The organism is Pseudoalteromonas sp. 31A1 (genome assembly GCF_011378815.1).
Taxonomy (GTDB): domain Bacteria; phylum Pseudomonadota; class Gammaproteobacteria; order Enterobacterales; family Alteromonadaceae; genus Pseudoalteromonas; species Pseudoalteromonas arctica.
Genome location: NZ_WTKY01000030.1, coordinates 1 through 21,289, shown reverse-complemented (window position 1 = coordinate 21,289; position 21,289 = coordinate 1). Strand labels below are relative to the sequence as shown.

The following is a 21,289-nucleotide window of genomic DNA, read 5'->3' as shown; positions in this document are numbered from 1 at the left end:
TTTGCTTTAAAACGCAAAAAAGCACACAACGACTAGTTGTCGTTGTGTGCTTTTATAACTTTTCTTTATTTAGTTATTAAATAACAGAAAGCTCTATTTCAATATTGCCACGTGTTGCGTTTGAATAAGGGCATACTTGATGCGCTTTATCTACAAGCTCTTGCGCAGCTGCTTTATCCATATCACCTAGTGATACAGCCAATTTTACTGCAATACCAAAACCGCCTTCAATAGCACCAATAGACACTTGTGAATTAATATGTGTGTCGCTTGGTAAATCTATTTTTTCGCTACCTGCTACAAATTTAAGTGCGCCAATAAAACATGCTGCATAACCTGCGGCAAATAATTGCTCTGGGTTAGTGCCTTGTCCGTCGTCTCCGCCTAAACCTTTAGGTGTTGATAAATTTACATCTAAACGACCATCATCAGATTTAGCTACGCCTTCACGGCCGCCAGTTGCAGTTGCTTTTGCTGTGTAAGCTACGTTTTGTAATACATTCATAATGAACTCCAAAGTTTTAAAATATCAATCAATTTAGTTTGTGTGCAAAATAATAGAGCAAGTAATTAGTGATTGCAAATACTTTGCATGCAAATTAAAATAGCATGTATTGAAATAAAGGATAACGTTATGCCGTTTGAGCAATTAAAGTTAAAAAATCAGTTATGCCACCGGTTATATATGGCATCTAACAGCATTGCGCGTGCGTATCGCGAGCCTTTAAACGAGCTAAATTTAACTTACCCGCAATACGTAGTAATGATGGCGCTGTGGGAGCAAGACGAAATAACAATTGCAGGGCTAATAGATAAAACCGCGATCGACGGCGGTGCAATGACCCAAATACTCAAAAAAATGACAGACAAATCACTACTTGCTGTTATTAAAGATGAGCACGACAAACGCAAACGCCTAGTGAAGCTAACCCAGCATGGCCAATCACTTAAGTTAAAAGCAGCCGATATTCCTAAAAATATTTTATGTAAATTTGATAGTGTAGATGCAACACAAGCGAAGCAGTTGATGCAGCTGCTCGATTTAGTAGTAAACGACTTAGCCGATTAGGCTCTTAATTTTTAAACAATAAACGTGTTTTAAAAGGTTTTAAAAATGACTCATATTAAAAAATTACTATTAGCTGCGGCGTGTAGCACGGCACTTTTAAGTAGCAACGCCGTATCTGCCAATACTGCTAATACTGCTGGCCAAAATGCTGATTTAAAAACAGTAGCCACTTTTGATGCGCAGCACCCACCGGGTAACATTGCTATTACCCCATCGGGCAGAAAGTTTTTATCTGTGCACGGTTTTTTTGGCCAAAAGCAAAAAATTATGGAGCTTTTAAGCGATGGTACAACTAAGCCCTACCCTAATGAAGAATGGGCATACGCTTACAATAACGGTAAAGGTTTTTACGATGTGCTTGGCATAAACGTATCAAGCGATGGCGTTTTATGGATGCTCGACACTTCAGGGCCCGATCACGCTGGGCGCTTAGTGGGTTGGGATACAAATAAAGAGCAACTGCATAAAATTATTTATCTGGCTAAACCTACCATTACCGACACCTCATTTTTAAACGATTTAGTCATCGATAATAAGCATGGCGTTGTATACATTGCCGACACAGCCCAAGGCAGCCAAGCCGCTATTATTACGGTAAACCTTAAAACAGGTGTAGCACGCAGAGTGCTACAAAATAGCCATTACACCACAGCCGAAAATATCGATATGGTTATTGATGGGCGCACAATGAGCCTTGGCGGACAACCTGCCCGCTTAGGTGTTAACCCAATTACGCTTGACCCTAACGAAGACTGGCTTTACTTTGGATCTATGTCGGGCACGTCGGTTTACCGTATTGCCACCAGCGATATAAATAACGAGAGCCTTTCGGCTAAAGCACTTGAGGATAAAGTTACGCGTTACGGCACTAAGCCAATTTCAGACGGTATTATTGTTGATGGCGGCGGTAACGTATACGTAACCGACATAACCAACGGTGCAATTGGCGTAATTAAACCTACTGGCGACTACGAAGTATTATTTAAAGACGATCGTCTTAGCTGGCCAGATGGTTTTAGCTACGGAGCTGATGATAAAATATACTTTACCGTTGACGATTTACACAACTCGCCTGTACTTAATAATGGTAAAAATAAAAGCCACGGTAAGTTTAAAGTAATGTCGTTCGAGCCTTTAGTAAAAGCAAAAGTAGGCCGTTAATTACTTTTTAAGTGACTACATTTATTAAAGAGCCTTGCACATTTAAGTGACCCCAATAGTTGCAGGGCTTTTTGTTAAAAACACACCACATTGGTGCGCCTTTTAGTAATACTTCACCTCTTTGGTGCTAACCCTTAAGTATGTATTTACACTTAAATACTAAATACCTGATTTCTATTCATAAAATATTCAAGTTAATGTTGGCATACTTCTTCCTATAAACTGATGTGTTCAGTGAAAATACCAAGGAAAAACCATGTTCAACTTATATCATACCCTTTACCTTTTATGGCGTTTAGACATTAGCGTTTGGCAAGTTAACGACCCTACAAATACCCGCACTACCGCTGATAAAGAACGCGCCTATGTTAAGTAGCATCGTATTGTGTAAAGGCTTGGCATAAAGCTTAAATGTATAAACCTACTTTAGGCTAAGCTTTTGCGCACTATGAAATTTATGCGTACATTTTTTATTAAACTTAAATTAACCGTTCAATATAAAAACAGCCCTCTTGTAATAAACTCCACATTTAAAAACATCAAAAAATTAGTAAAAACACTGCGTTTATAACTTTGCAAGCAGCTCAATTGCATTGTATTGTTGCACCCTATTAAAAATTTTTAGTTGGAACGTGTATGAACGCTTTGGAAGTTAATTTTGATGGCTTAGTGGGTCCTACTCACAACTACGCTGGTTTGTCGTATGGTAATGTTGCCTCGTTGAATAACGCAGCAAGCTTTTCAAATCCTCAAGAGGCGGTACTTCAAGGCCTCGAAAAAATGAAAGCCATGCACGACAAAGGCCTAACTCAAGGTGTATTTGCCCCTCATGCACGCCCCGACTTAAACGTACTGCGCCGCTTAGGCTTTACCGGTAACGATGCACAAGTCATTCATAAAGCGTTTAAAGCCGATCCTATTTTATTACGCGCGTGTTATTCAGCGTCTGCAATGTGGACAGCCAATGCCGCTACGGTATCGCCATCTCCTGATACAACCGACGGCAAAGTACATTTTACTTCAGCTAATTTAAATAATAAGTTTCACCGTTCATTAGAGCCAGCAACCACTACGCGCTTATTAAAAGCCATGTTTAATAACGACAAATACTTTGCACACCATACCCATTTGCCTGACCAAGGCTTTTTTGGCGACGAAGGTGCAGCAAACCATACTCGTTTTTGTGACAGCCACGGCGATGAAGGCCTTGAAATGTTTGTATTTGGTGCCAGCGCGTTTAACAGCCAATTACCAAAACCCGCTAAGTTTCCTGCAAGGCAAACACTCGAAGCCTCAGAAGCAATTTGTCGTTTACATAACTTAAAAGATTCAAGCCAAATTTTACTACAGCAAAACCCAGATGTGATTGACCAAGGCGTGTTTCATAACGATGTAATTGCTGTAGGTAACGCCAACGTATTACTGTGCCACCAGCAAGCATTTTTAAACCAGGCTTTGGCACTGCAAGATATTCGCGAAGCGTATGTGGGCAATAAAGAATTTTACATTATTGAAGTACCAACCGATAAAGTAAGCATTACCGATGCAGTAAGTAGTTACTTATTTAATAGCCAGCTTGTAAGCCTTGCCGATGGTTCAATGCTGCTAGTTGCACCACAAGAGTGTAAACGCAACAGCGCAGTTAACGCCTACATTGAAGAAATGATTATGGCTGATAACCCAGTAAACCAAGTGCAGTTTTTTGATTTACGCCAAAGTATGCAAAATGGCGGCGGACCAGCTTGCTTGCGTTTACGTGTAGCTCTTAACGAGCAAGAACTTGCTGCGGTAAACCCAGAGGTTATTTTAACTGATACTAAATACACACAACTGTGTGACTGGGCAAAACGTAACTACCGCGACAAGTTAGGCGCAAGTGACTTTGCAGACTCAGCTCTACTCACCGAAAGCTACCAAGCACTTGATGAGCTTACACAATTACTTAATTTAGGCTCAGTGTACGACTTTCAATTAGAGCGTTAATACCTCAGTCAATACAAAGGCTAATACAAAAATAGCGAGCAAAGGCTCGCTATTTTTATTTGTGCTTGTGTTTGTGTTTGTGCTACTAGAATTTAAACGTCTTTATTAACCGTAATGGCCGACGCCATCGACTCAGATATATGAAGCGTGCGCTGCGGAAACGGAATACTCAGCCCAGCACCTTCAATAGCTTCTTTAACGCGTTTATTTAGATCCCACACGGTTTGCCAATAATCACCATTTACAGTCCATGCGCGTAATTGAATGTTTACCGCGCTTTCACCTATTGATGTCACCATTACTTTAGGTGCAGGCTCTGCGAGTAATCGGCTCTCTGATGCGGCTAATTCTTTAAGCACATTTAAACCAACGTCAATCGAGTCGGCATACGAAATACCCACCACTATGTCCATTCGTCTTTTGCCGTTACGGGTAAAGTTTTTAATATTGCCACCCCACACCTTACTGTTAGGAGATGCAATATAAAGGCCGTCGGTGGTTTTAAAAATAGTAGTAAATAAATGTATTTCACTCACCGTGCCAAGCGTGCCACTGGCATCAACAAAATCGCCTATTTTAAAAGGTCTGAGTATTAGCAGCATAATACCTGCAGCAATATTGCTCAGCGTATTTTTAAGAGCTAAACCAATCGCTAAACCAGCAGCGCCCATTAGCGCAATTAAGCTTGCCGTATTAACGCCAAAAATATCTAAAATAAATAGCCCGCCAATTATATAAACTAAATAACCAGCAATACTCGATAAAAGAGGAAGCAGCGTACTATCCACTCTTTTTAATGGCGATTTAGAGTTTTTAATCGCTTTTTTAACCGAGCGTGCAATAAGCGCACTCGCAACTAAAATCACCAACGCTAAAATCACTTTGTACCCTAAAGTGATGATTGTTTCTGAATGGCTTTGCCAAAACGCTAAAAGTTTCTCTTTCATGTTTGTTCCGATAAATGTGGCTGAAACTCAGCAAAATAATGGTTAAATTTAATAAAAACCGACTTCAAAAGAAGTGGCGCGAGTATATAGAATAAAAAATTTAAACCTATCTTTTTTAATCGCTTATTTCAATTTTAATAACGGCCTATAAACCACGGTTATTAGAATATAAAACACAGCTATTTACGGCGAATTTATAGCGACTATTCAATGTAGGTTAATCGTTTATTGGTATGGTGATTTTAAGTTTTTAACGTTTATTAAAGAGGTTATCTATGGCAAAAGAAAAAATAGTACTCATAACCGGCGCTTCGAGTGGCATTGGTGAAGCAACCGCAAAAACCCTTGTAAATAATGGTCATAAAGTAATACTTACCGCTAGACGCGAAGATAAGTTAACTGAGTTAGTACAGTCGCTAGGCTCAAATAATGCACTGGGCGTAGCTGCGGATGCAACCGACTTTACCGCGCTTGAAAACGTAGTTGCCAAAGGCATTGAAAAGTTTGGCCGATTAGATGTAGCCTTTGCTAATGCAGGCATGGGTGTTTCAACCGCAGGCACCGAAAAAGGCGACCCGGATGAATGGTCAACCATGATCGACATAAACATTAAAGCCCTGCTTTGGACTGCAAAATTAACCCTGCCGCATTTACGCCAAAACAAAGGTCACTTTATATTAACCAGCTCTGCCGCTGGCCGTAAGCCAATTGGCGGCTCTATTTACGGCGCAACTAAATGGTTTGCTTATGGGTTTGGACAAAACTTAGCGGAAGAAATGAGCGAGTGGAACGGCCGATGTACTACCATCGCACCAGGCATGGTAAACACCCCGTTTTTTGATGACGCTAAGCCCGACAAACTCGACCCACAAGATGTAGCCGACGCCGTACTGTTTGCCATTGAAGCAAACCAGCGCAACAGCGTACGCGAAATTTATTTAATGCCGACTAATTAACGTTGCTTGGTTTAGTTTGGGCTGTCAGGTTTAATGCCAATGGCGTTAAACCTGATGGTTATTAGTGCCTTGTTTGGGTTAAAATTTAGCAGGCAACAGTAAAGCAAAGGTATTGGATATTTAAAGGGCTTTTTAATTGCCAATGCTGCCCTTAAACCATATGTAAGCAAAATATAGAGCAACGGCAATATATCCAAAAGAAATAATTAGATTTACTTTCCAAAGGTTTAGCCAAAAATTACCTCTGAAATAAGTGCGTTCTCTTACTTTATGGTAAAACAATGCTACTGAAGAGGGTACTAATATTAACGCAGACCAACCAAGCATAGGTAACACCATAAACATAATGCCTATACCTGCACCTCCTGCTGAAGCGTCGGATGTTTCACCATCAATTGGGGCTAGCATCACATAGCCTAAAATAAACCCGGCAATCGCAAGTATAAAACCTAAAAGCTGAAGTGTTCGCATAATTATCCTTGGCAACTAACGAGACTGTAAAATAACGCCAACAGCCAAATTCAATTAAAAAACGAGCTCCTGTAATTAACATTAAGCATTTTTAAAGCATTACAAAATTTAGGTTGGGTGTCACTGTAATTCACGCAGGAGCAAAACCAACTGTTTTTGTCCTTATCGAATCGTCTTGTTAGTTGCGCTTTTTAACAAATCAAATTTTGTAATTATATAAAAAGGGCTTTCATTAACGTCGACTTTATAAATATATTGATTCTTTAGCAAATTGGTTTTTTCTTCTATTAACCGAATTTGTTCCCATGGAATTAGAACATTCTTGGGAAATAGTAGAATCAACATTCGTATTTGGCCTATAAATAAACCTTGTTCAAATGATTGTATATTTAACCAAGAACGATACTCACTATTTTTCACATTAGAAAAATCAGCGGTATTTGTCAGATTAATACTTTTTGATTTAAATAGTGTCTGATCCGAAACACATAAATCTGTTTTATATTTTTTTGCTAATTTGGGGTAAAACCCAGTATTGCTTTGTATATAATTGACTAGAACAAAGAACAACAAAAAAATAATTAAACCTATGACAAAGTCCATTTTTCAAAACTCCAAAAACTGATTCATAATGCTAATCAAGCTGAAGCCAACTAACGAGCCTGTAGAATTTCTATTTTAGAAAAAATAGCCTCAGAATTTATTAAAAATTTAGCCTCAAATTGCGTTGCTACGTAAAATCTGAGGGAATAATCTATTAGGAAGTGAATTTTACGGGCTGTATGAACACAAAAATTATCCGTTACTTTCCACTTCTGAGTAATTCTACAGCCTCAACGCCCTGTTAACAGGCAAAAAATTGTTGGCTAAAATAAGCGACGAAGGAGCAAAGCCAACTGTTATTTGTCCTGCTGCAATGACTTGTTAGCTATTACTGGCTTATGAACGTAAATTTCTATACAAATGCGATAGTACTTAGCCAATTTTTTTGAGCTTTCAGTTTCTGATGGTGCAAACCATGAAATAGAAGCATCAAAGGCTGAAATAAAACAAAGAAAATCTATAGCTGCAATAGCTTTAAAAAAATTTATTGGTTCGCCATAGTCTTGGTCAGAGTATGCCCCGTGCAAAATTCCATGTCGATTTGTTTTATCTTCTTGAGGATATTTAGATGAATTTATATAAAGGTTACTTTTCGAAAACTCTATAAAAGAATCCATCATAGCCACTACCTCATTCACTGCACCAATATTATTTTGCTGAGAATCGGTTTTACAATCTGCGGCTAGATTATTAAATACATCTTTGATGTATTTAAATTGAACATTTCTGTGAGTCGCAAGTTTCTTGCCCGCGCCCTCAATAACTGGCATAAGACCCGCAACAGCCACATGGCCAAGTCCAGAAAAGTGGGCTTCGACAGCTTCAGCAATAATTTCTTTAAAATCTGAAATGTATGGGGTAATGGTATAGCGCTCACACACCATTGCCGCTAAGTGTTCTGCTGTATAAATTTTTCCTAATTCATGTTGTAACTCTGCTTGTGTAAAGTTACTTCCTTTGTCTTTTATTTCGCTTGCGATTTCCCCCAATACGCCCATAGGAACATAAGGGGGAATAAACCAACCTACACTATTAAATATGTCCCTATAGAATTCCACACGCAGATCCTTGATGTATAGCTAACAATTTAGTCTACGACATTTGTCGTTTTACAAACCGACAAATGTCTTTATATTACAATAATTTTATCCTAGCTATAAAATAAACAACTGTAAACTGTTAGTTAGCTTCGCCTTACCTTTTCTAAATGTAGCAAAACCCCAAAATGGTGGAGATCAGTAATATCAGACAAATCGTTGTTTAGTTATACAGCTTGATTATTAGTTAAGTGGTTATATTTAAATACCTGTGTTTAAACCAATAACGCGTACACCCCATAATTATTAAACTTGTAACTCGTTATTGCTTATAAAATTAGTTAAAAATCACAATCTACTTCTATTGAATCCTGTGTATTTTTACTTCATATTAAATACTCTTATTTCTCACTTATTATGCTGTTATGTCATTTTTAAAATTTAGCCATGCACTTATCCTCACACTTGCTAGTACCTTACCGCTTACAAGCCATGCGGCGCTTGATAAAAACGAGCGTGAAATAATAAAACAGGTCGATAAAAACATTCCCCAAGCACTTAAAGAAATAGAGCAAGCCGTAAATATTAATAGCGGTTCGCTTAATATTGAAGGTGTAAAAAAAGTAGGTGCGCTGACAAGCGAGCAGCTTAAAGCCATTGGTTTTAAAGTAGAATGGCTTGATGGCAGTGCGTTTAACCGTGCAGGGCATGTATTAGCAACCCATGAGAGTAATGATCCCGATGCAATAAAAATACTGATGATCGGCCATCTAGATACGGTATTTGCCAAAAACGATAACTTTACTACCTACAAACAACTTGATGCCGATACAGCCAGTGGCCCAGGCGTTGCCGATATGAAAGGTGGTAACACGATAATAATTACAGCACTTAAAAGCTTACAAGCCCTTAATTTACTCGAAAGTGTAAGCATAAAAGTATTACTGACTGGCGATGAAGAAAGCAGCGGTCGCCCGCTTAGCTTATCTAAACAAGCTATTGTTGATGCCGCAATTTGGGCTGACGTAGCGTTTGGCTATGAAAATGGCGATAACAATATTAAAACTGCTATGGCGGCGCGCCGTGGTTATACAGGCTGGACGCTAAACGTAACTGCCAATGCTGCACATTCGTCGCAAATATTTAGCGAAAACGTTGGTTATGGCGCTATTTACGAGGCATCGCGTATTTTAAATGATTTTAGAGAACAACTTGCCACGCAACCTAACTTAACATTTAATCCGGGGCTTATTGTGGGCGGTACAAATGCCGACTACGACAGTGCTAACTCGTCAGCAACGGCGTTTGGTAAAAGTAACGTAATAGCACAAACCGTGCATGTTGCAGGTGATTTACGCGCACTTTCGCCAAAACAATTCGAAAACGCAAAAAGGTCAATGCAACTCATTGCTAGCAACAGTTTAAATGGTAGTAAAGCTGAGCTTATTTTTGAAGATGGTTACCCACCAATGGCATTAACTGATGGCAATAAAAAGCTATTAGAATTGTACAGCGACGCAAGCCACGATTTAGGCTTTAACAAAGTAGTAGCAGCAAACCCACGTAATGCAGGTGCGGCAGATATTTCGTTTGCGGCAAGCCATGTTGATATGGCGCTTGATGGTTTGGGCTTAATGGGCAGCGGCGCGCATACCAAAAACGAAACAGCCGATTTAACCAGCCTTGATAAAAACATTAAAAAAACTGCATTACTCATTTATAGATTAGGAAAGCTGTAAGAGTAAATTTGCTTTAAGGGTAAGCGTAGGGAAATAATCATCGCCCTACGCTTAGCGTTGCTTTTAAGGCATTATTTTAAGACATTATTTTAAACAATAAGTCTTTTACTGTTGCTGGCTCAAATGGTTTATCACAAATTGCATCTACCCCTGCTTGGGCTATGTTTGCTAGGTGCGTTTCGTTAGCTTCTGAGCTCACCATTAAAATAGGGATATGGGAGTAACTATTTGAGCTTCTAACGGTTTCGGTTAGTTCCCGTCCGTCCATTTCTGGCATGTTGTAGTCGGTTACTATTAAGTCAAACGATTGGTTGTTTAAGTGCTCAATAGCTTCTTTACCGTTTTCAGCTTCTATTGGTGCAGGTATTCCCATACCGGCAAGTACGCGAATAATGTGCTTGCGTGCAAAGCGACTGTCATCGACAACGAGCACTCGTAGTAATGTTACATCGAAATGTTCAAGCTCTACTTCTTCTTCACTAATTATGTCTAGCGTGGCTTTAAGTGCGCGTGTAATTGCGGTTGCACTAAAAGGCTTTGGTAAAATGGCTAATACACCCGATTGACGTAGTTGCTCTAAATACTTTTTATTTCGCTCGCTTGATACAAGCATAAACGGTTGATGCTCGGTGCTTGGGTTCGATCTGATTTTTTGCAATAGTGAATCGGCTGTCCCGTCAGATAAATACATAGAGCTTATAACTAGATCAGGGTGATAACTTGCTAATAAGCTAAGCGCTTGTGTTTGTGTAGATGCAGTTTCAACTTGTTTTACACCACTTTCTAAAAGCGATTTTATTATTATTTTTTGCTGAACCTCTGAAGGCTCTACAAGTAAAATGGACAAGTTTGCTATTGCAGTTAAGTCGCTCATTCAGATCTCTTTAGTATTGTTATAATCAGGATAATAATAACATTTTTGCCTCGTTAATATTATATAAAGAGATTGTAATATTTAAGAAAACATTATCACCCCCTTTAAAATATAGCACTTATTAATTAGATTGAATGTAATCTAATGCATTCATTTTTTTATATGTGACGTTAGCGTGCAAAATATGTGCAGGTTCAGGGTCAACCACTTCAACAGGAATGTCGTAATTTCGGGCTATTTCAATTGCCATTTGCGTAATATTAACGCTAAACGAGGTGCCCATAAATACAATTTTATCGGCGTTGAGCATACGCTGTTGTGCTTGTGTTATTCTGTAAAGCTCGGTGTAGTATTCGTCAAATAATAAAACAAAGGGCTTAAATGAATGGTTTAGCTCAGGCGTTTGGTGTTGAATATTAAATAGCTCAAAAAGAGACTCTTGCAGGCGGCTTTCGTCTACGCTTTCCCACGAGGTGGCAAGTGGCGTGACTGGCTCACCTTGCTCATGAAATAAGGTCATTTGATCAAGCCTGCCGTGTATAGCTATGTAATTTTTATTACCCGCTTTGCCATCAAGCCCATCTATGTTTTGAGTAATTAGGTTTTTATCACTTAGCCAATGGTGTACGTCGTTTGGGCCATGGTTGCGATACGTTGCAAAGCGATGGTAATACCATGCTAAAAATTCTTTAGGGGCATTTTGGTACATTGCGCGCGTTGCCATTTCCATAGGCGTATAATTTTTACTGCCAATGGTCCAATAACCATCCCCCCCTCTAAAGGTGGGAATACCACTGGCAGCGCTGACTCCCGCTCCGGTAATGTAAAGGGTATTCACTTTGGCGCCTCGTAACCGAGTACGTTAGCGCTTACTTGCTGACTGTTATCAATGCCGCCAATTCGATATAAAACCCCACTGTGCTCAAGTAAACCACGATGATCCATGCTCTTTATTTCAACTGGGGATAAAATCTGCCATTCGTTTTTTTCGATACTAAAGCGCCAAACATGGTCACTTGCAGGTGCAGGTTTGCCGTCGTAGCCTATTGCGCTGTAGTTGTATGGGTTATTAGAGCCTGCCATCATATAAATATTGCCATTATAGCTGGTGGCTGCCATTCGGTAGTGAGCAGTGCCCGTTGGATGTGGCAAGGTACGCCAATCTATTTTTTGTGGGTTAGTTGAATCTATTGTGCCTTTTAAGCACTGTGCTACACCTGCAAACGAGCGACGCGAATCAGGATTAGCTTGTGTTTTAACGCCATCACAAATAACAATGGTGTTAGCACTAATAGCAGCGGCTTGGCCAAATACAGGCTCACCTAAAAATGGCGAGGCTTGTTGCCATGTATTATTTTGCGTGTCGTATACTTGCACTAAGTTTACGTTGCCGTCGTTATGCCAACCGCTAATTAGATAAATGTAACGCGCTTTGTAGCTCAGCGCGACGCTATCGTCTACGGGTACTGGCATGCTAGCAAGGTGAGTGTAGGTATCTTTTATTACGTCGTACCTATATACGTCGGGGCTTGAAACTTCAGTATGATCCTCTGCTACCGTATAACCGCCAAACACATAAGCGTACTCGCCTAAGCCGACTGCGGTGCTTGCTAAGCGCCCTTTTAATGGCAAGCTTGAAGGCACACCAGTTTTAGATTGCCACTGTGAATCGCCAACTTTAAGCGCCCACACTTTGTTATGTACGGACGAGTATTGTTTATCGCCCCCCAGCCCCATAAAACTTAAAAAATAGGTTTGGTTTTGTACTGTAACTTTAGCCACAGCATTATTAGCAACTGGCTCTGGTAAAGCGGGAAGGCTTGCTAACGCAAGAGAAAAAAGAAGGCTCATAAGGCAAATAATTTAATAAGAATTAATACGCTCAGATTAAATTATTTTAACCTTGTGAGCCAGTATTGTTATATCTAAATAATCAAACGCTTTTGATTAGTAACCATATTAGTAGGCAATACCAATATGCTGATTTACGTGCGCTGCATTTTGCGCTTCATCAACCATTGCAGTTGCATAATCAGTGACCGATACCTTGCTTTCGCCTGCATCATTAGTAAAAAATGTATTACTGCCGATACGATAATCGCCTTCATTATCATCTGGACATGATTTGTGGGCAGCCTATTTATCAAGGAACTACCAACAAACTGTTATAAGAGCATTTATAGATTTTTTAGCGCAGCACTGGCAAACCGATATTAAAAAATATGTCGGCAAGTAAGGCATTGTAGTTAAGGACGCTGTGACTATTGTTTAACCTAAGGTGATAGTTCAGCTTAGTTATTGAGGTAAATAGGTTACGTTATCTAAGCCTCGTTGTTTATTTTTGTACATAGCTTGATCAGCATACTTTATGAGTTCGTGATCTGTTTGGCCGTGCTCGGGGTAGTTTGCAATTCCTATACTGGGTGAAATATTTAGTAGTACGTCATCTAACTTAAAGACGGCTTTAAACTCAGTGAGGACTTTATTTTTTATTCTGACGGTTTCGTGGCTAGAACTTAAGTTATCTAAAATAATTAAAAATTCGTCTCCGCCTAAACGCCCTACTGTGTCGTAATGCCTTACTGACGCTGAAAGCCTTTTTGCTATAGCGCATAAAAGCTTATCGCCAATTTCATGTCCGTGAGTATCGTTTACTGCTTTAAAGCCATTTATGTCTATAAACAGTAAAGAAAAAAACGTGTTGTCTCTGGTTGCACTAATAATTACTTTTTCTAATCGATTCATCAATAAAGAACGATTTGGTAGGCCAGTTAACACATCGTGCCGTGCCATATAATGGAGTTGATCTTCCATTACTTTACGTTCAGTTATATCGTGCGCGACAGCGATTCTTACTTGATGTTGCTCTGACCAACGAACAGACCATAATATATGAACTACTTGACCATCTTTTCTCATCCAACGGTTTTCAAAGCGAGGGTTCACCATTTCGCCAGACAACAGCGAAGTTACGGCATTATGCGTTTTATAATGATCACCTTCGTAAACATAGTTAATCATTTTTTTGCCTACAACTTCGTCGGCCGTATAACCAAAAATTTGCTCAAATGCTGCGCTTACAAAAACAAATGTGCCTTGTTTATCTACCACGCATACCGCATCAAGCATTAAATCGAGTACTTCTTCTACATTAATTAATTCATTTTTTTCCATACTTTGGTGCCTTCAAAGCAAAACCAAGCGAATTTAAGTATTCTATATACCTTTAATAAAAGCAAAGGTAATTGAAACTACAATAATAGTTAATACAAAGTTAGATTAATCGTGCACGTATAATTAATATCGCTCTTGTAAAAGCATGATATGCAAAGTTAAATAATCAATAAGCGCAAAATACTTTGAAGTCCTTCAAAAATAGACTAAATTTTAAATAGTATATAATCATATAACTCTCAGTAACTTCTATTTTTTGACTCTTTAATAAATGTAATTGTATAAAATGTATCTACTTTATTTTTTAAATTTTACTGTTTTATTGGCCGAAGTTAAATTTTTTAACTACTACAAAATTAGTTGTTTTGATTTAATCGCATTTATACTTTTACGCTGTTAATGTATGTTAATATTGTGTGATATCACATGTATTACAAAAACAGTCATTGTTTTTGATTTTTTGATTGCGCAGGAGACTTTTGGGTGAAAATATCACAACGTTTATTTTGGCCATTACTTTTTGTGTGCCCTCTTATAACGGCTGAGCCGTTTGAAGATGAAGATCTCGATCTTGATGCTTTAATGGGTATGGATGTGCAAGCGACTTCTGCGATGAAAAGAGCACAATCAGCATTTGATACCGCCTCATCTATTTATGTATTAAGTAAAGAACAAATTACTAAATCTGGTGCTACATCAGTACCTGAAGCACTAAAAATGGTGCCGGGTTTAATTGTCCGTCAGCTCGATAACAATCAATGGGCTATTTCCTCAAGAGGCATTGCCTCTCGCTTTTCAAGCAAATTATTGGTTATGATTGACGGACAAAGCTTATATACCCCAAAGTTTGCCGCTGTTTATTGGGAAACACTCAACGTTCCTTTGTACGATATTGAACGTATTGAAGTTATACGCGGACAAGGCGGATTACTTTGGGGAAGTAACGCAAATAATGGCGTTATTAATATCATTACTAAAAATAGTATTGATACTCGCGGTGGACACGCAAGTGTAACAACTGGTAATCAAATAAATGTTGATGCTAATCTTCGCTACGGTGGTGATATAAGTAACATAGGCAGCTACCGAGTGTATGGGCACTTAAAAGATGCGAATGAATCCCAAAAAGGCATCTCACTTCCCCCTAATGACACAACCAAACAAAACTCTTTAGGTTTTAGAGCTGACTTTACCCCTAATGATGAGTGGTCAGCACTACTCCAGGGTGATGTAACTCATTCCACACTTGGCCAAAACTACCGAGGTGTTGTCGATGAAACCAACGAAAACATTTCATTTTCAGATGATTTAAAGCGAACAGACTCGCGCATAATGGCGCGCCTTGAAAACAGAATGTCGCCAGATGCCAATCAAATGCTACAAATTTCTTGGCTTAAACAAAATGGTTCTCAAAATTATATTAAAGAAGACTTTGAATCGATAGATATTGATTATCAAATGAACTTTATATATCAATCTCTACAGTTAGATTGGGGGTTGAACTACCGATACAATTCTATATCTTTCGCAGAAAGCGTATTTTTAGATAGCGATAAAAACTTTGATAGCCTCAAACAATATGGTGCACTTGTTCAAGCTCAATACAATGTGACTCCTGACACTCTCGACTTTATTATTGGTACTAAGCTTGATCATAACGATTTAACTGGCTGGGAAAATCAACCATCAGCAAGACTTATATACAAACCAGTAGATAACCATCTTACTTGGGGCGCAATATCGCGAAGTGTACGTACACCAACATTAATTGAGTTTAACGACAACTTTAAAGTTAATGGTACAGAAATTAAAGATCTTACCGGTTTAAGTTCAGGCTTTGACCAAATAGACGACTACCGAATTGCAACCTACCTAAATGGTAATGACAAAGTTACATCAGAAAACTATCTATCTTATGAATTAGGCTACCGTTTTACTGCTAACGATTGGTCATTGGATCTTTCTACTTATTATACCGATGCTAAAAACGTAGCGGTTATTGATATGAATACACATGCTGAACAATTCACTCCTATACTTGATTTATTTCTAGCAGGGAGAATTCCAGAAGTATTTCAAGCACTAACAATGACTCGTATAGATTTAGACTTTGCATCTGTAGCAGACACAACCACTAAAGGGTTCGACTTAGTAGTATCATGGCAACCAATTGATAATCTCAATACTGAGTTTGGTTATAGTTACACCGATTATAACTACGATTTACCTCCTAGAGTAGAGCCCGCTATCGGGTATGACTCTAAAAACAGGCAGTTATTTGCAAAAGCCGATTATTCTTTTTTAACCAACCATAACGTGTTTGCGACATTACGAGCAGTAAACTCAAATGCATATAATACTGATAATTACACAACGTTAGATATTAGTTGGAATTGGCAGGCTACTCCTGTGTGGTCTACTGCAATTTCGGGTAAAAACCTATTTTCAGGTTCACATATTGAGTACAGTAATACGCGCGAAACCTATACATTACCAAACTATATTGATGAATGTATTACGTTTACAATTTCAGCAAATTTCTAAGCTAATTAGATGATTAAATTAAGAAGTCTAATTCACAGAAGCTTAATAGCCTTGGTACTTTTAAGTACCAGCGTTGACGCTGTTGAAAAAGAATACATGCTAAAAGCAGGCTTCTTATATAACTTTGCACGTTTTGGACACTGGGATTCTCATTTAGAGCCCCTTGATCAATTTACTATTTGTAGCCCTGATAAATACTTTATTGATGTGGCTAACACCGCTCTAAAAAATCGCACTATAAAAAAATTACCTTTACATAATAAATTAGTCACTATTGATGAAGTCACAACATCTGCGTGTAACATGCTATTTATCACCTCAGATACATTTGCCCAGTGGCAAAACATAACTCCTTTAGATCTAAAAAATATTATGGTCATTGGTGAAACAGACTCATTTATTGAAAATGGCGGCCATATCAGATTCTTTCTTTCCAGTGGTAAAATTCGCTTTGAAATTGCACCACAACAGCTTAAAGATGCAGGCATTACTATGAGTTCAAAAGTACTACGACTTGCACGCGTTGTAGATAGGTAATGCAATGAAAAAACTATTTGCATTAAATACAATGAGCAAAAAATTATTATTCATCTTAATGAGTGTCGCACTTGTATCAACCGCTACAGTAACCATTGTATTTAGTGCTTATGAAATCACCAGCGCTAAAGAAGAACAAATAGAAAGCCTGGGGTCGCTGTCTAAAATGCTTTCACCCAATATAACTGCTGCACTTATGTTTAATGATATAGATGCAGTACAAGAGCTTATAAACCCAATACTTATACGCTCAGATGTTATTAGTATAATGGTAACGAGTATGACTGGTGAACAACTTGTTATTGCTCAAGCCGAAAATGAAGAAATAGAACAAAGCATTGAGGTTAATACCCCCCTTCAGCTCGATATGCATGATTATGGCGTATTAAAAATACGCGCTAACAACAGTTACATTCAAGACAGAATCACTTTTTACTTTAAATTTATAATGATTTTGATGGTCTTTACCTTTGCTATCAGCCTCATTTTATCCCTTTTGCTAAGGCGCCGCTTTTTAAACCCTATTTTATATTTAGCACAAACAGCAAATAAAATAACAACGTCACATGATTATAGTTTACGCGCTAAACAACTATCACAAGATGAAGTCGGACAGTTAACTTCTTGTTTTAACGATATGCTATACAACATTGAGCAAAGAGAAAGCTCATTAGAAAACCAAGTTAGGCTTCGTACTAATGAACTTGAAAATGCAAATATTCAGTTGCAACAATATGCTTACCAAGACGGGTTAACCGATTTACCAAATAGACGGTATTTTTACGAGAAACTACAAAGCTTAGTAAGTATTAAGGGAATGAAATTCGCACTTATATTTATAGATTTAGATGGTTTTAAAGAAGTAAACGACAGCCTTGGGCATGACTACGGTGATTTATTATTACACCAGGTAGCAACGCGGCTGCAAAGCTGTATAACAACAAAAGATACAGTAGCACGCTTAGGTGGAGACGAATTTACATTAATTTTAGAGGGTGTAAGTAGCCCTGATGAAGCATCAAAAATTGCCGAAGCTGTAAAAAGTAGTTTAATGCAGAGCATTAAAATAAAAAAAGAAACAGTCTATGTTACTGCAAGCATAGGTTTAACGTTTTTCCCTGCTGATGGTTTAACAGTAGAAGAGCTCGTTAGACGTGCTGATCAAGCGATGTATTTATCTAAAAATAAAGGGCGGAATCGCTATGAGTTTTTCTCCTATGCTATCGAAGAAAAAGCCACAGAAAAGCGTCGCCTGATAGAAGAGATACGCACTGCAATTGTAAAAAACCAATTTGAATTATATTACCAACCTATATTTTCAATTGATGGGAAATCAGTACCAAAAGCTGAAGCCCTTATTCGTTGGAACCACCCTGAACGAGGCCTAATAGGCCCCAATGAATTTATACCTGTTGCTGAAAAAAATGGATTAATAAACGACATAGGCCAATGGGTAAAATCTCAAGCAATTCAAGATACTGTCCAATTCAATGTTTTAAGTGAAAAGACAATTCAAGTCAGTGTAAATACATCACCTCTTGAAATTGACCGCGCTGGTTGCTGGGTGGATGAATGGATTGTTGCAAGTAAAAAGTACCAACTACCCGCCAACACTATTTTAATTGAAGTCACTGAAAATACCTTAATGGATCCAGATTCGTCAATACAGCGACAATTAAAACGCTTAAGCACTATTAATATAGACATAGCGATTGACGACTTTGGTGTTGGTTATTCTTCTTTGGCGTATCTACAGCGCTTAGATATAGATATTTTAAAAATAGATCGCTCATTTATAAGCGATATTGAATCAAACGATAATAGTATTGCTCTCGTGAAGGCTATTATCACTATGGCTCACAACCTAGATGTAATGGTGGTAGCGGAAGGTGTTGAAACACAAAAGCAGTATGACCTATTAAAGCTGCTTGCTTGCGATTATATTCAAGGCTACATTTTTTCAAAGGCAATTACTAAACAAGAGTTTATGAAAAAGTATATAATACCAATCCGCAATAATACTTAATCATTTTGCGGGGCTAAATGTGTCGCTACCTGTGTTAAAAAATTCTCATTTAGAACAACTAAATAGCAAATTTTTTGCCTAGCTATCAACACGTTTTTCCATCCTCAAAATAGATCACTTAATTAAGCGAATTGGTATAAAACAAAAAGAAGTGATCTGATTTATGTCCATTTTGCTAGATTTTAGCAAGCCAACACAGAACACTTCTTTACTCTTGCGTTAAAGCTTCATGTATTTAAAGCTCAATCCCAAGCTATAACCAGCGAGGGACTAGTTGTTTATACTCTTTATATTGTATTGAAAAGCGATGAGCTAAATGAGCTTCTTCAACTAACGTCTGTCTATATATAGCTGTAAAACCAATAACTAAACAGGTCAAACTAAATATGCTAGGTAAGGCTAAAAAGAACCCCACTTGTGCAGCTACAACGCCTAAATACATCGGATTCCTAGAGTATTCATATAGTCCTGATGTTTTAAGCTCATGTGGTCCCTTAGGATCAATTCCTGAACGCCAAAGTGCTGCCATATGAAAATGTACAAACATCGTCAAAATAAAACCTGCACTCAATAAAATATCGCCAAATAATACACCTGGCCAGCCATTGAGAATTGGGAATAGCCCAAGGTAGCTATCTAACTCAGGTACAAACACTCTAATTACACATATAAACCAAATAGCAGCTCTGAAAAACTTAAAAACCATATGGTTCCACCAACTAGTACAAAACTTATCTCCGGGATAAATAACGCCTGATGGTGTGTCTCTATTTTTATAAATAATTCTAAATGTATAAAACCCCGCAACAAAAGTATAAAAAATAGCTAAGTAAATACGTGTAAATTCAACTAGCGAAGTAGAGTCATCTAAAAATGTTTCATAGGGCATCTAGTTACAGCTCACAATCATTATTGGTAGTAATTTTAAAACAACTAACTCAATAAATTTTAGTTATAAGGTCATGAAATTATATTAGTATTCATTGCCTTCATAAACAAGTTAAGTCAGTAGTTTGTTAACGAGTAATCATTAACTCATACCATTAATTTAAAATAACTTTGATTTATGAGGATCTCATACTTTTTATATAATACCAATCTGCTTATATATTTGAATTGATATTATTCACTCATATTTTTACATTCTATATATGCAAAAAAACGACTATTTAGGTTAGGACTTTCTTTAATTCGAAGCTTTGTACAGTGCAATAGTACCCTCAGCGTTAGGAAGTCACAGTGAAAAACTACACTCGCATCGGCGATGCGGCGATGCCACTTTAACTCGTTAAATTAAGTAGATTATTCACTGAGAGACGCTTCGCTCTAGAGGAATACCTGAATCACTTTTCTAAAAATGTAAAAAGCCCAGCTCGTTAGGTTCGGGAGCTCTACAACTTAATGCTTGTGTGATGTCATGATACCTTCAGCGGTGGAGAGTCATAGTGAAAATGCTGCGCACTCATCGTAGAGCGTAGGTTTTTATAATTTTAACAGCAGGAGTCGCTTTGCTCGCCCGCCCTGCGTGTTGATGTGAGTGTGTGTTAATTGCGCGTATTTCACTTTTCTGCAGACGTAAAAAAAGCCCGACTCTTTCGATTAGGACTCTCTATAATTTGAAATCGGTGCGCTACGCAGTAGAATGTCGTAGTGCCCACAGCAGTAGAAAGTCACGTAGCAAATGCTGCTGTATTGGCCGACTGGGGTATTGAGGATTCTTGTTGTGATTCTAGCGTCGGGAGTCGCTATGCTCGCCCGCCCTACGTGATATGTGTTGATGTGAGTGCGCATTAATTGCACGTATTTTACTTTTCTGCAGACGTAAAAAAGCCCGAATCGTTAGATTCGGGCTTTCTACAATTTGAAGCCTGGTAATGTCCTACTTTCACATAGCAAATGCTACACTATCATCGGCGCTGTTTCGTTTCACTACTGAGTTCGGCATGGAGTCAGGTGGGTCCAAAACGCTATTGTCACCAAGCAAATTAGGTGCAAAGAATGAATGACAAGCACGTAGTGCTACCATTTTCTTTGCGCAAGGTGCCTCAACTTTAACGCTACGCGCTAAGAGTCACCTCTTGAATTTGGAAAATATCTGATAATATTTTTTAAGTCTTTCTAAGTAATATCTACTTTAGTTATATTAACTTCTGTCTAAACTGTCGCAT

17 protein-coding genes, 1 rRNA gene and 1 pseudogene are annotated in these 21,289 nt (G+C 38.2%); 9 read left to right on the top strand and 10 right to left on the bottom strand.

Annotated features, from left to right (window positions below; genetic code table 11):
- Positions 1-76: 76 nt before the first annotated feature.
- Entirely contained in the window at positions 77-505 is a 429-nt protein-coding gene (locus tag GQR52_RS18830) for an organic hydroperoxide resistance protein (protein ID WP_165729437.1), read from the bottom strand.
- Positions 506-634: 129 nt separating this feature from the next.
- On the opposite strand from GQR52_RS18830, the gene GQR52_RS18825 reads away from it, so the two are divergent.
- The 3 genes from GQR52_RS18825 (at position 635) to astB (ending at position 4,213) form a co-directional block, all read left to right on the top strand.
- Complete coding sequence (locus GQR52_RS18825; RefSeq protein WP_165729436.1) at positions 635-1,069, top strand: MarR family transcriptional regulator; 435 nt, start codon at positions 635-637, stop codon at positions 1,067-1,069.
- Positions 1,070-1,114: 45 nt separating this feature from the next.
- Positions 1,115-2,230 (top strand): L-dopachrome tautomerase-related protein, encoded by a 1,116-nt coding sequence (locus GQR52_RS18820; protein WP_165729435.1) that lies wholly within the window; start codon positions 1,115-1,117, stop codon positions 2,228-2,230.
- Positions 2,231-2,866: 636 nt separating this feature from the next.
- The gene (gene astB / locus GQR52_RS18815; protein WP_165729434.1) at positions 2,867-4,213 is read left to right on the top strand and encodes an N-succinylarginine dihydrolase; all 1,347 of its coding nucleotides are present in this window, start codon (positions 2,867-2,869) and stop codon (positions 4,211-4,213) included.
- A 92-nt stretch (positions 4,214-4,305) separates the two neighbouring features.
- Here the strand turns inward: astB and GQR52_RS18810 are convergent, their stop codons facing one another.
- On the bottom strand, positions 4,306-5,160 hold the full coding sequence (locus GQR52_RS18810; protein WP_165729433.1) for a mechanosensitive ion channel family protein: 855 nt from the start codon (positions 5,158-5,160) through the stop codon (positions 4,306-4,308).
- Between the two features lie 275 nt (positions 5,161-5,435).
- On the opposite strand from GQR52_RS18810, the gene GQR52_RS18805 reads away from it, so the two are divergent.
- Entirely contained in the window at positions 5,436-6,116 is a 681-nt protein-coding gene (locus tag GQR52_RS18805; RefSeq protein WP_165729432.1) for an SDR family oxidoreductase, read from the top strand.
- Between the two features lie 132 nt (positions 6,117-6,248).
- On the opposite strand, the gene GQR52_RS18800 is transcribed toward GQR52_RS18805, so the two are convergent.
- Entirely contained in the window at positions 6,249-6,587 is a 339-nt protein-coding gene (locus GQR52_RS18800) for a carbon starvation protein CstA (protein WP_165729431.1), read from the bottom strand.
- 899 nt (positions 6,588-7,486) lie between these two features.
- Positions 7,487-8,248, bottom strand: coding sequence for a hypothetical protein (locus tag GQR52_RS18795; RefSeq protein ID WP_165729430.1), 762 nt, complete (start codon positions 8,246-8,248; stop codon positions 7,487-7,489).
- Positions 8,249-8,652: 404 nt separating this feature from the next.
- On the opposite strand from GQR52_RS18795, the gene GQR52_RS18790 reads away from it, so the two are divergent.
- Positions 8,653-9,966 (top strand): M20/M25/M40 family metallo-hydrolase, encoded by a 1,314-nt coding sequence (locus GQR52_RS18790; protein ID WP_165729429.1) that lies wholly within the window; start codon positions 8,653-8,655, stop codon positions 9,964-9,966.
- Between the two features lie 76 nt (positions 9,967-10,042).
- On the opposite strand, the gene GQR52_RS18785 is transcribed toward GQR52_RS18790, so the two are convergent.
- From GQR52_RS18785 to GQR52_RS18775, 3 genes are all read right to left on the bottom strand, one after another.
- Positions 10,043-10,840 carry a response regulator gene (locus GQR52_RS18785; RefSeq protein ID WP_165729428.1) on the bottom strand — a complete coding sequence of 266 codons (798 nt, stop codon included), beginning with the start codon at positions 10,838-10,840 and terminating at the stop codon, positions 10,043-10,045.
- 121 nt (positions 10,841-10,961) lie between these two features.
- Positions 10,962-11,678, bottom strand: coding sequence for a Sir2 family NAD-dependent protein deacetylase (locus tag GQR52_RS18780; protein ID WP_165729427.1), 717 nt, complete (start codon positions 11,676-11,678; stop codon positions 10,962-10,964).
- The gene (locus GQR52_RS18775; protein ID WP_165729426.1) at positions 11,675-12,691 is read right to left on the bottom strand and encodes a kelch repeat-containing protein; all 1,017 of its coding nucleotides are present in this window, start codon (positions 12,689-12,691) and stop codon (positions 11,675-11,677) included. The genes GQR52_RS18780 and GQR52_RS18775 overlap by 4 nt, the downstream gene beginning before the upstream one ends.
- A 265-nt stretch (positions 12,692-12,956) precedes the next feature.
- Between GQR52_RS18775 and GQR52_RS20580 the strand changes: the two are divergent.
- A pseudogene (locus GQR52_RS20580) lies at positions 12,957-13,076 on the top strand (LysR family transcriptional regulator); the annotation flags it as partial.
- 59 nt (positions 13,077-13,135) lie between these two features.
- On the opposite strand, the gene GQR52_RS18770 reads toward GQR52_RS20580, so the two are convergent.
- Positions 13,136-14,014 (bottom strand): sensor domain-containing diguanylate cyclase, encoded by an 879-nt coding sequence (locus tag GQR52_RS18770; protein ID WP_165729425.1) that lies wholly within the window; start codon positions 14,012-14,014, stop codon positions 13,136-13,138.
- Between the two features lie 483 nt (positions 14,015-14,497).
- On the opposite strand from GQR52_RS18770, the gene GQR52_RS18765 reads away from it, so the two are divergent.
- Genes GQR52_RS18765 through GQR52_RS18755 form a run of 3 tightly spaced genes read left to right on the top strand, consistent with a single transcriptional unit; the run spans position 14,498 to position 19,121 of the window.
- Positions 14,498-16,558: a TonB-dependent receptor gene (locus tag GQR52_RS18765; RefSeq protein ID WP_165729424.1), complete on the top strand. Its 2,061-nt coding sequence runs from the start codon at positions 14,498-14,500 to the stop codon at positions 16,556-16,558.
- 9 nt (positions 16,559-16,567) lie between these two features.
- Entirely contained in the window at positions 16,568-17,095 is a 528-nt protein-coding gene (locus GQR52_RS18760) for a YfiR family protein (protein WP_007586256.1), read from the top strand.
- Positions 17,096-17,099: 4 nt separating this feature from the next.
- Positions 17,100-19,121, top strand: coding sequence for an EAL domain-containing protein (locus GQR52_RS18755; RefSeq protein ID WP_007586258.1), 2,022 nt, complete (start codon positions 17,100-17,102; stop codon positions 19,119-19,121).
- A gap of 253 nt (positions 19,122-19,374) precedes the next feature.
- Here the strand turns inward: GQR52_RS18755 and GQR52_RS18750 are convergent, their stop codons facing one another.
- Both GQR52_RS18750 and rrf read right to left on the bottom strand, forming a co-directional pair.
- Positions 19,375-20,010 carry an isoprenylcysteine carboxylmethyltransferase family protein gene (locus GQR52_RS18750; protein ID WP_165729423.1) on the bottom strand — a complete coding sequence of 212 codons (636 nt, stop codon included), beginning with the start codon at positions 20,008-20,010 and terminating at the stop codon, positions 19,375-19,377.
- Positions 20,011-20,987: 977 nt separating this feature from the next.
- Positions 20,988-21,102: ribosomal RNA gene (gene rrf, locus GQR52_RS18745) — 5S ribosomal RNA — on the bottom strand.
- Positions 21,103-21,289: the final 187 nt, after the last annotated feature.

Bases quoted from the DNA above. Each gene is read 5' to 3' on its own strand.
- GQR52_RS18830 (WP_165729437.1), bottom strand. From the start codon at position 505: ATGAATGTATTACAAAACGTAGCTTACACAGCAAAAGCAACTGCAACT.
- GQR52_RS18825 (WP_165729436.1), top strand. From the start codon at position 635: ATGCCGTTTGAGCAATTAAAGTTAAAAAATCAGTTATGCCACCGGTTA.
- GQR52_RS18820 (WP_165729435.1), top strand. From the start codon at position 1,115: ATGACTCATATTAAAAAATTACTATTAGCTGCGGCGTGTAGCACGGCA.
- astB (WP_165729434.1), top strand. From the start codon at position 2,867: ATGAACGCTTTGGAAGTTAATTTTGATGGCTTAGTGGGTCCTACTCAC.
- GQR52_RS18810 (WP_165729433.1), bottom strand. From the start codon at position 5,160: ATGAAAGAGAAACTTTTAGCGTTTTGGCAAAGCCATTCAGAAACAATC.
- GQR52_RS18805 (WP_165729432.1), top strand. From the start codon at position 5,436: ATGGCAAAAGAAAAAATAGTACTCATAACCGGCGCTTCGAGTGGCATT.
- GQR52_RS18800 (WP_165729431.1), bottom strand. From the start codon at position 6,587: ATGCGAACACTTCAGCTTTTAGGTTTTATACTTGCGATTGCCGGGTTT.
- GQR52_RS18790 (WP_165729429.1), top strand. From the start codon at position 8,653: ATGTCATTTTTAAAATTTAGCCATGCACTTATCCTCACACTTGCTAGT.
- GQR52_RS18785 (WP_165729428.1), bottom strand. From the start codon at position 10,840: ATGAGCGACTTAACTGCAATAGCAAACTTGTCCATTTTACTTGTAGAG.
- GQR52_RS18775 (WP_165729426.1), bottom strand. From the start codon at position 12,691: ATGAGCCTTCTTTTTTCTCTTGCGTTAGCAAGCCTTCCCGCTTTACCA.
- GQR52_RS18770 (WP_165729425.1), bottom strand. From the start codon at position 14,014: ATGGAAAAAAATGAATTAATTAATGTAGAAGAAGTACTCGATTTAATG.
- GQR52_RS18760 (WP_007586256.1), top strand. From the start codon at position 16,568: ATGATTAAATTAAGAAGTCTAATTCACAGAAGCTTAATAGCCTTGGTA.
- GQR52_RS18755 (WP_007586258.1), top strand. From the start codon at position 17,100: ATGAAAAAACTATTTGCATTAAATACAATGAGCAAAAAATTATTATTC.
- GQR52_RS18750 (WP_165729423.1), bottom strand. From the start codon at position 20,010: ATGCCCTATGAAACATTTTTAGATGACTCTACTTCGCTAGTTGAATTT.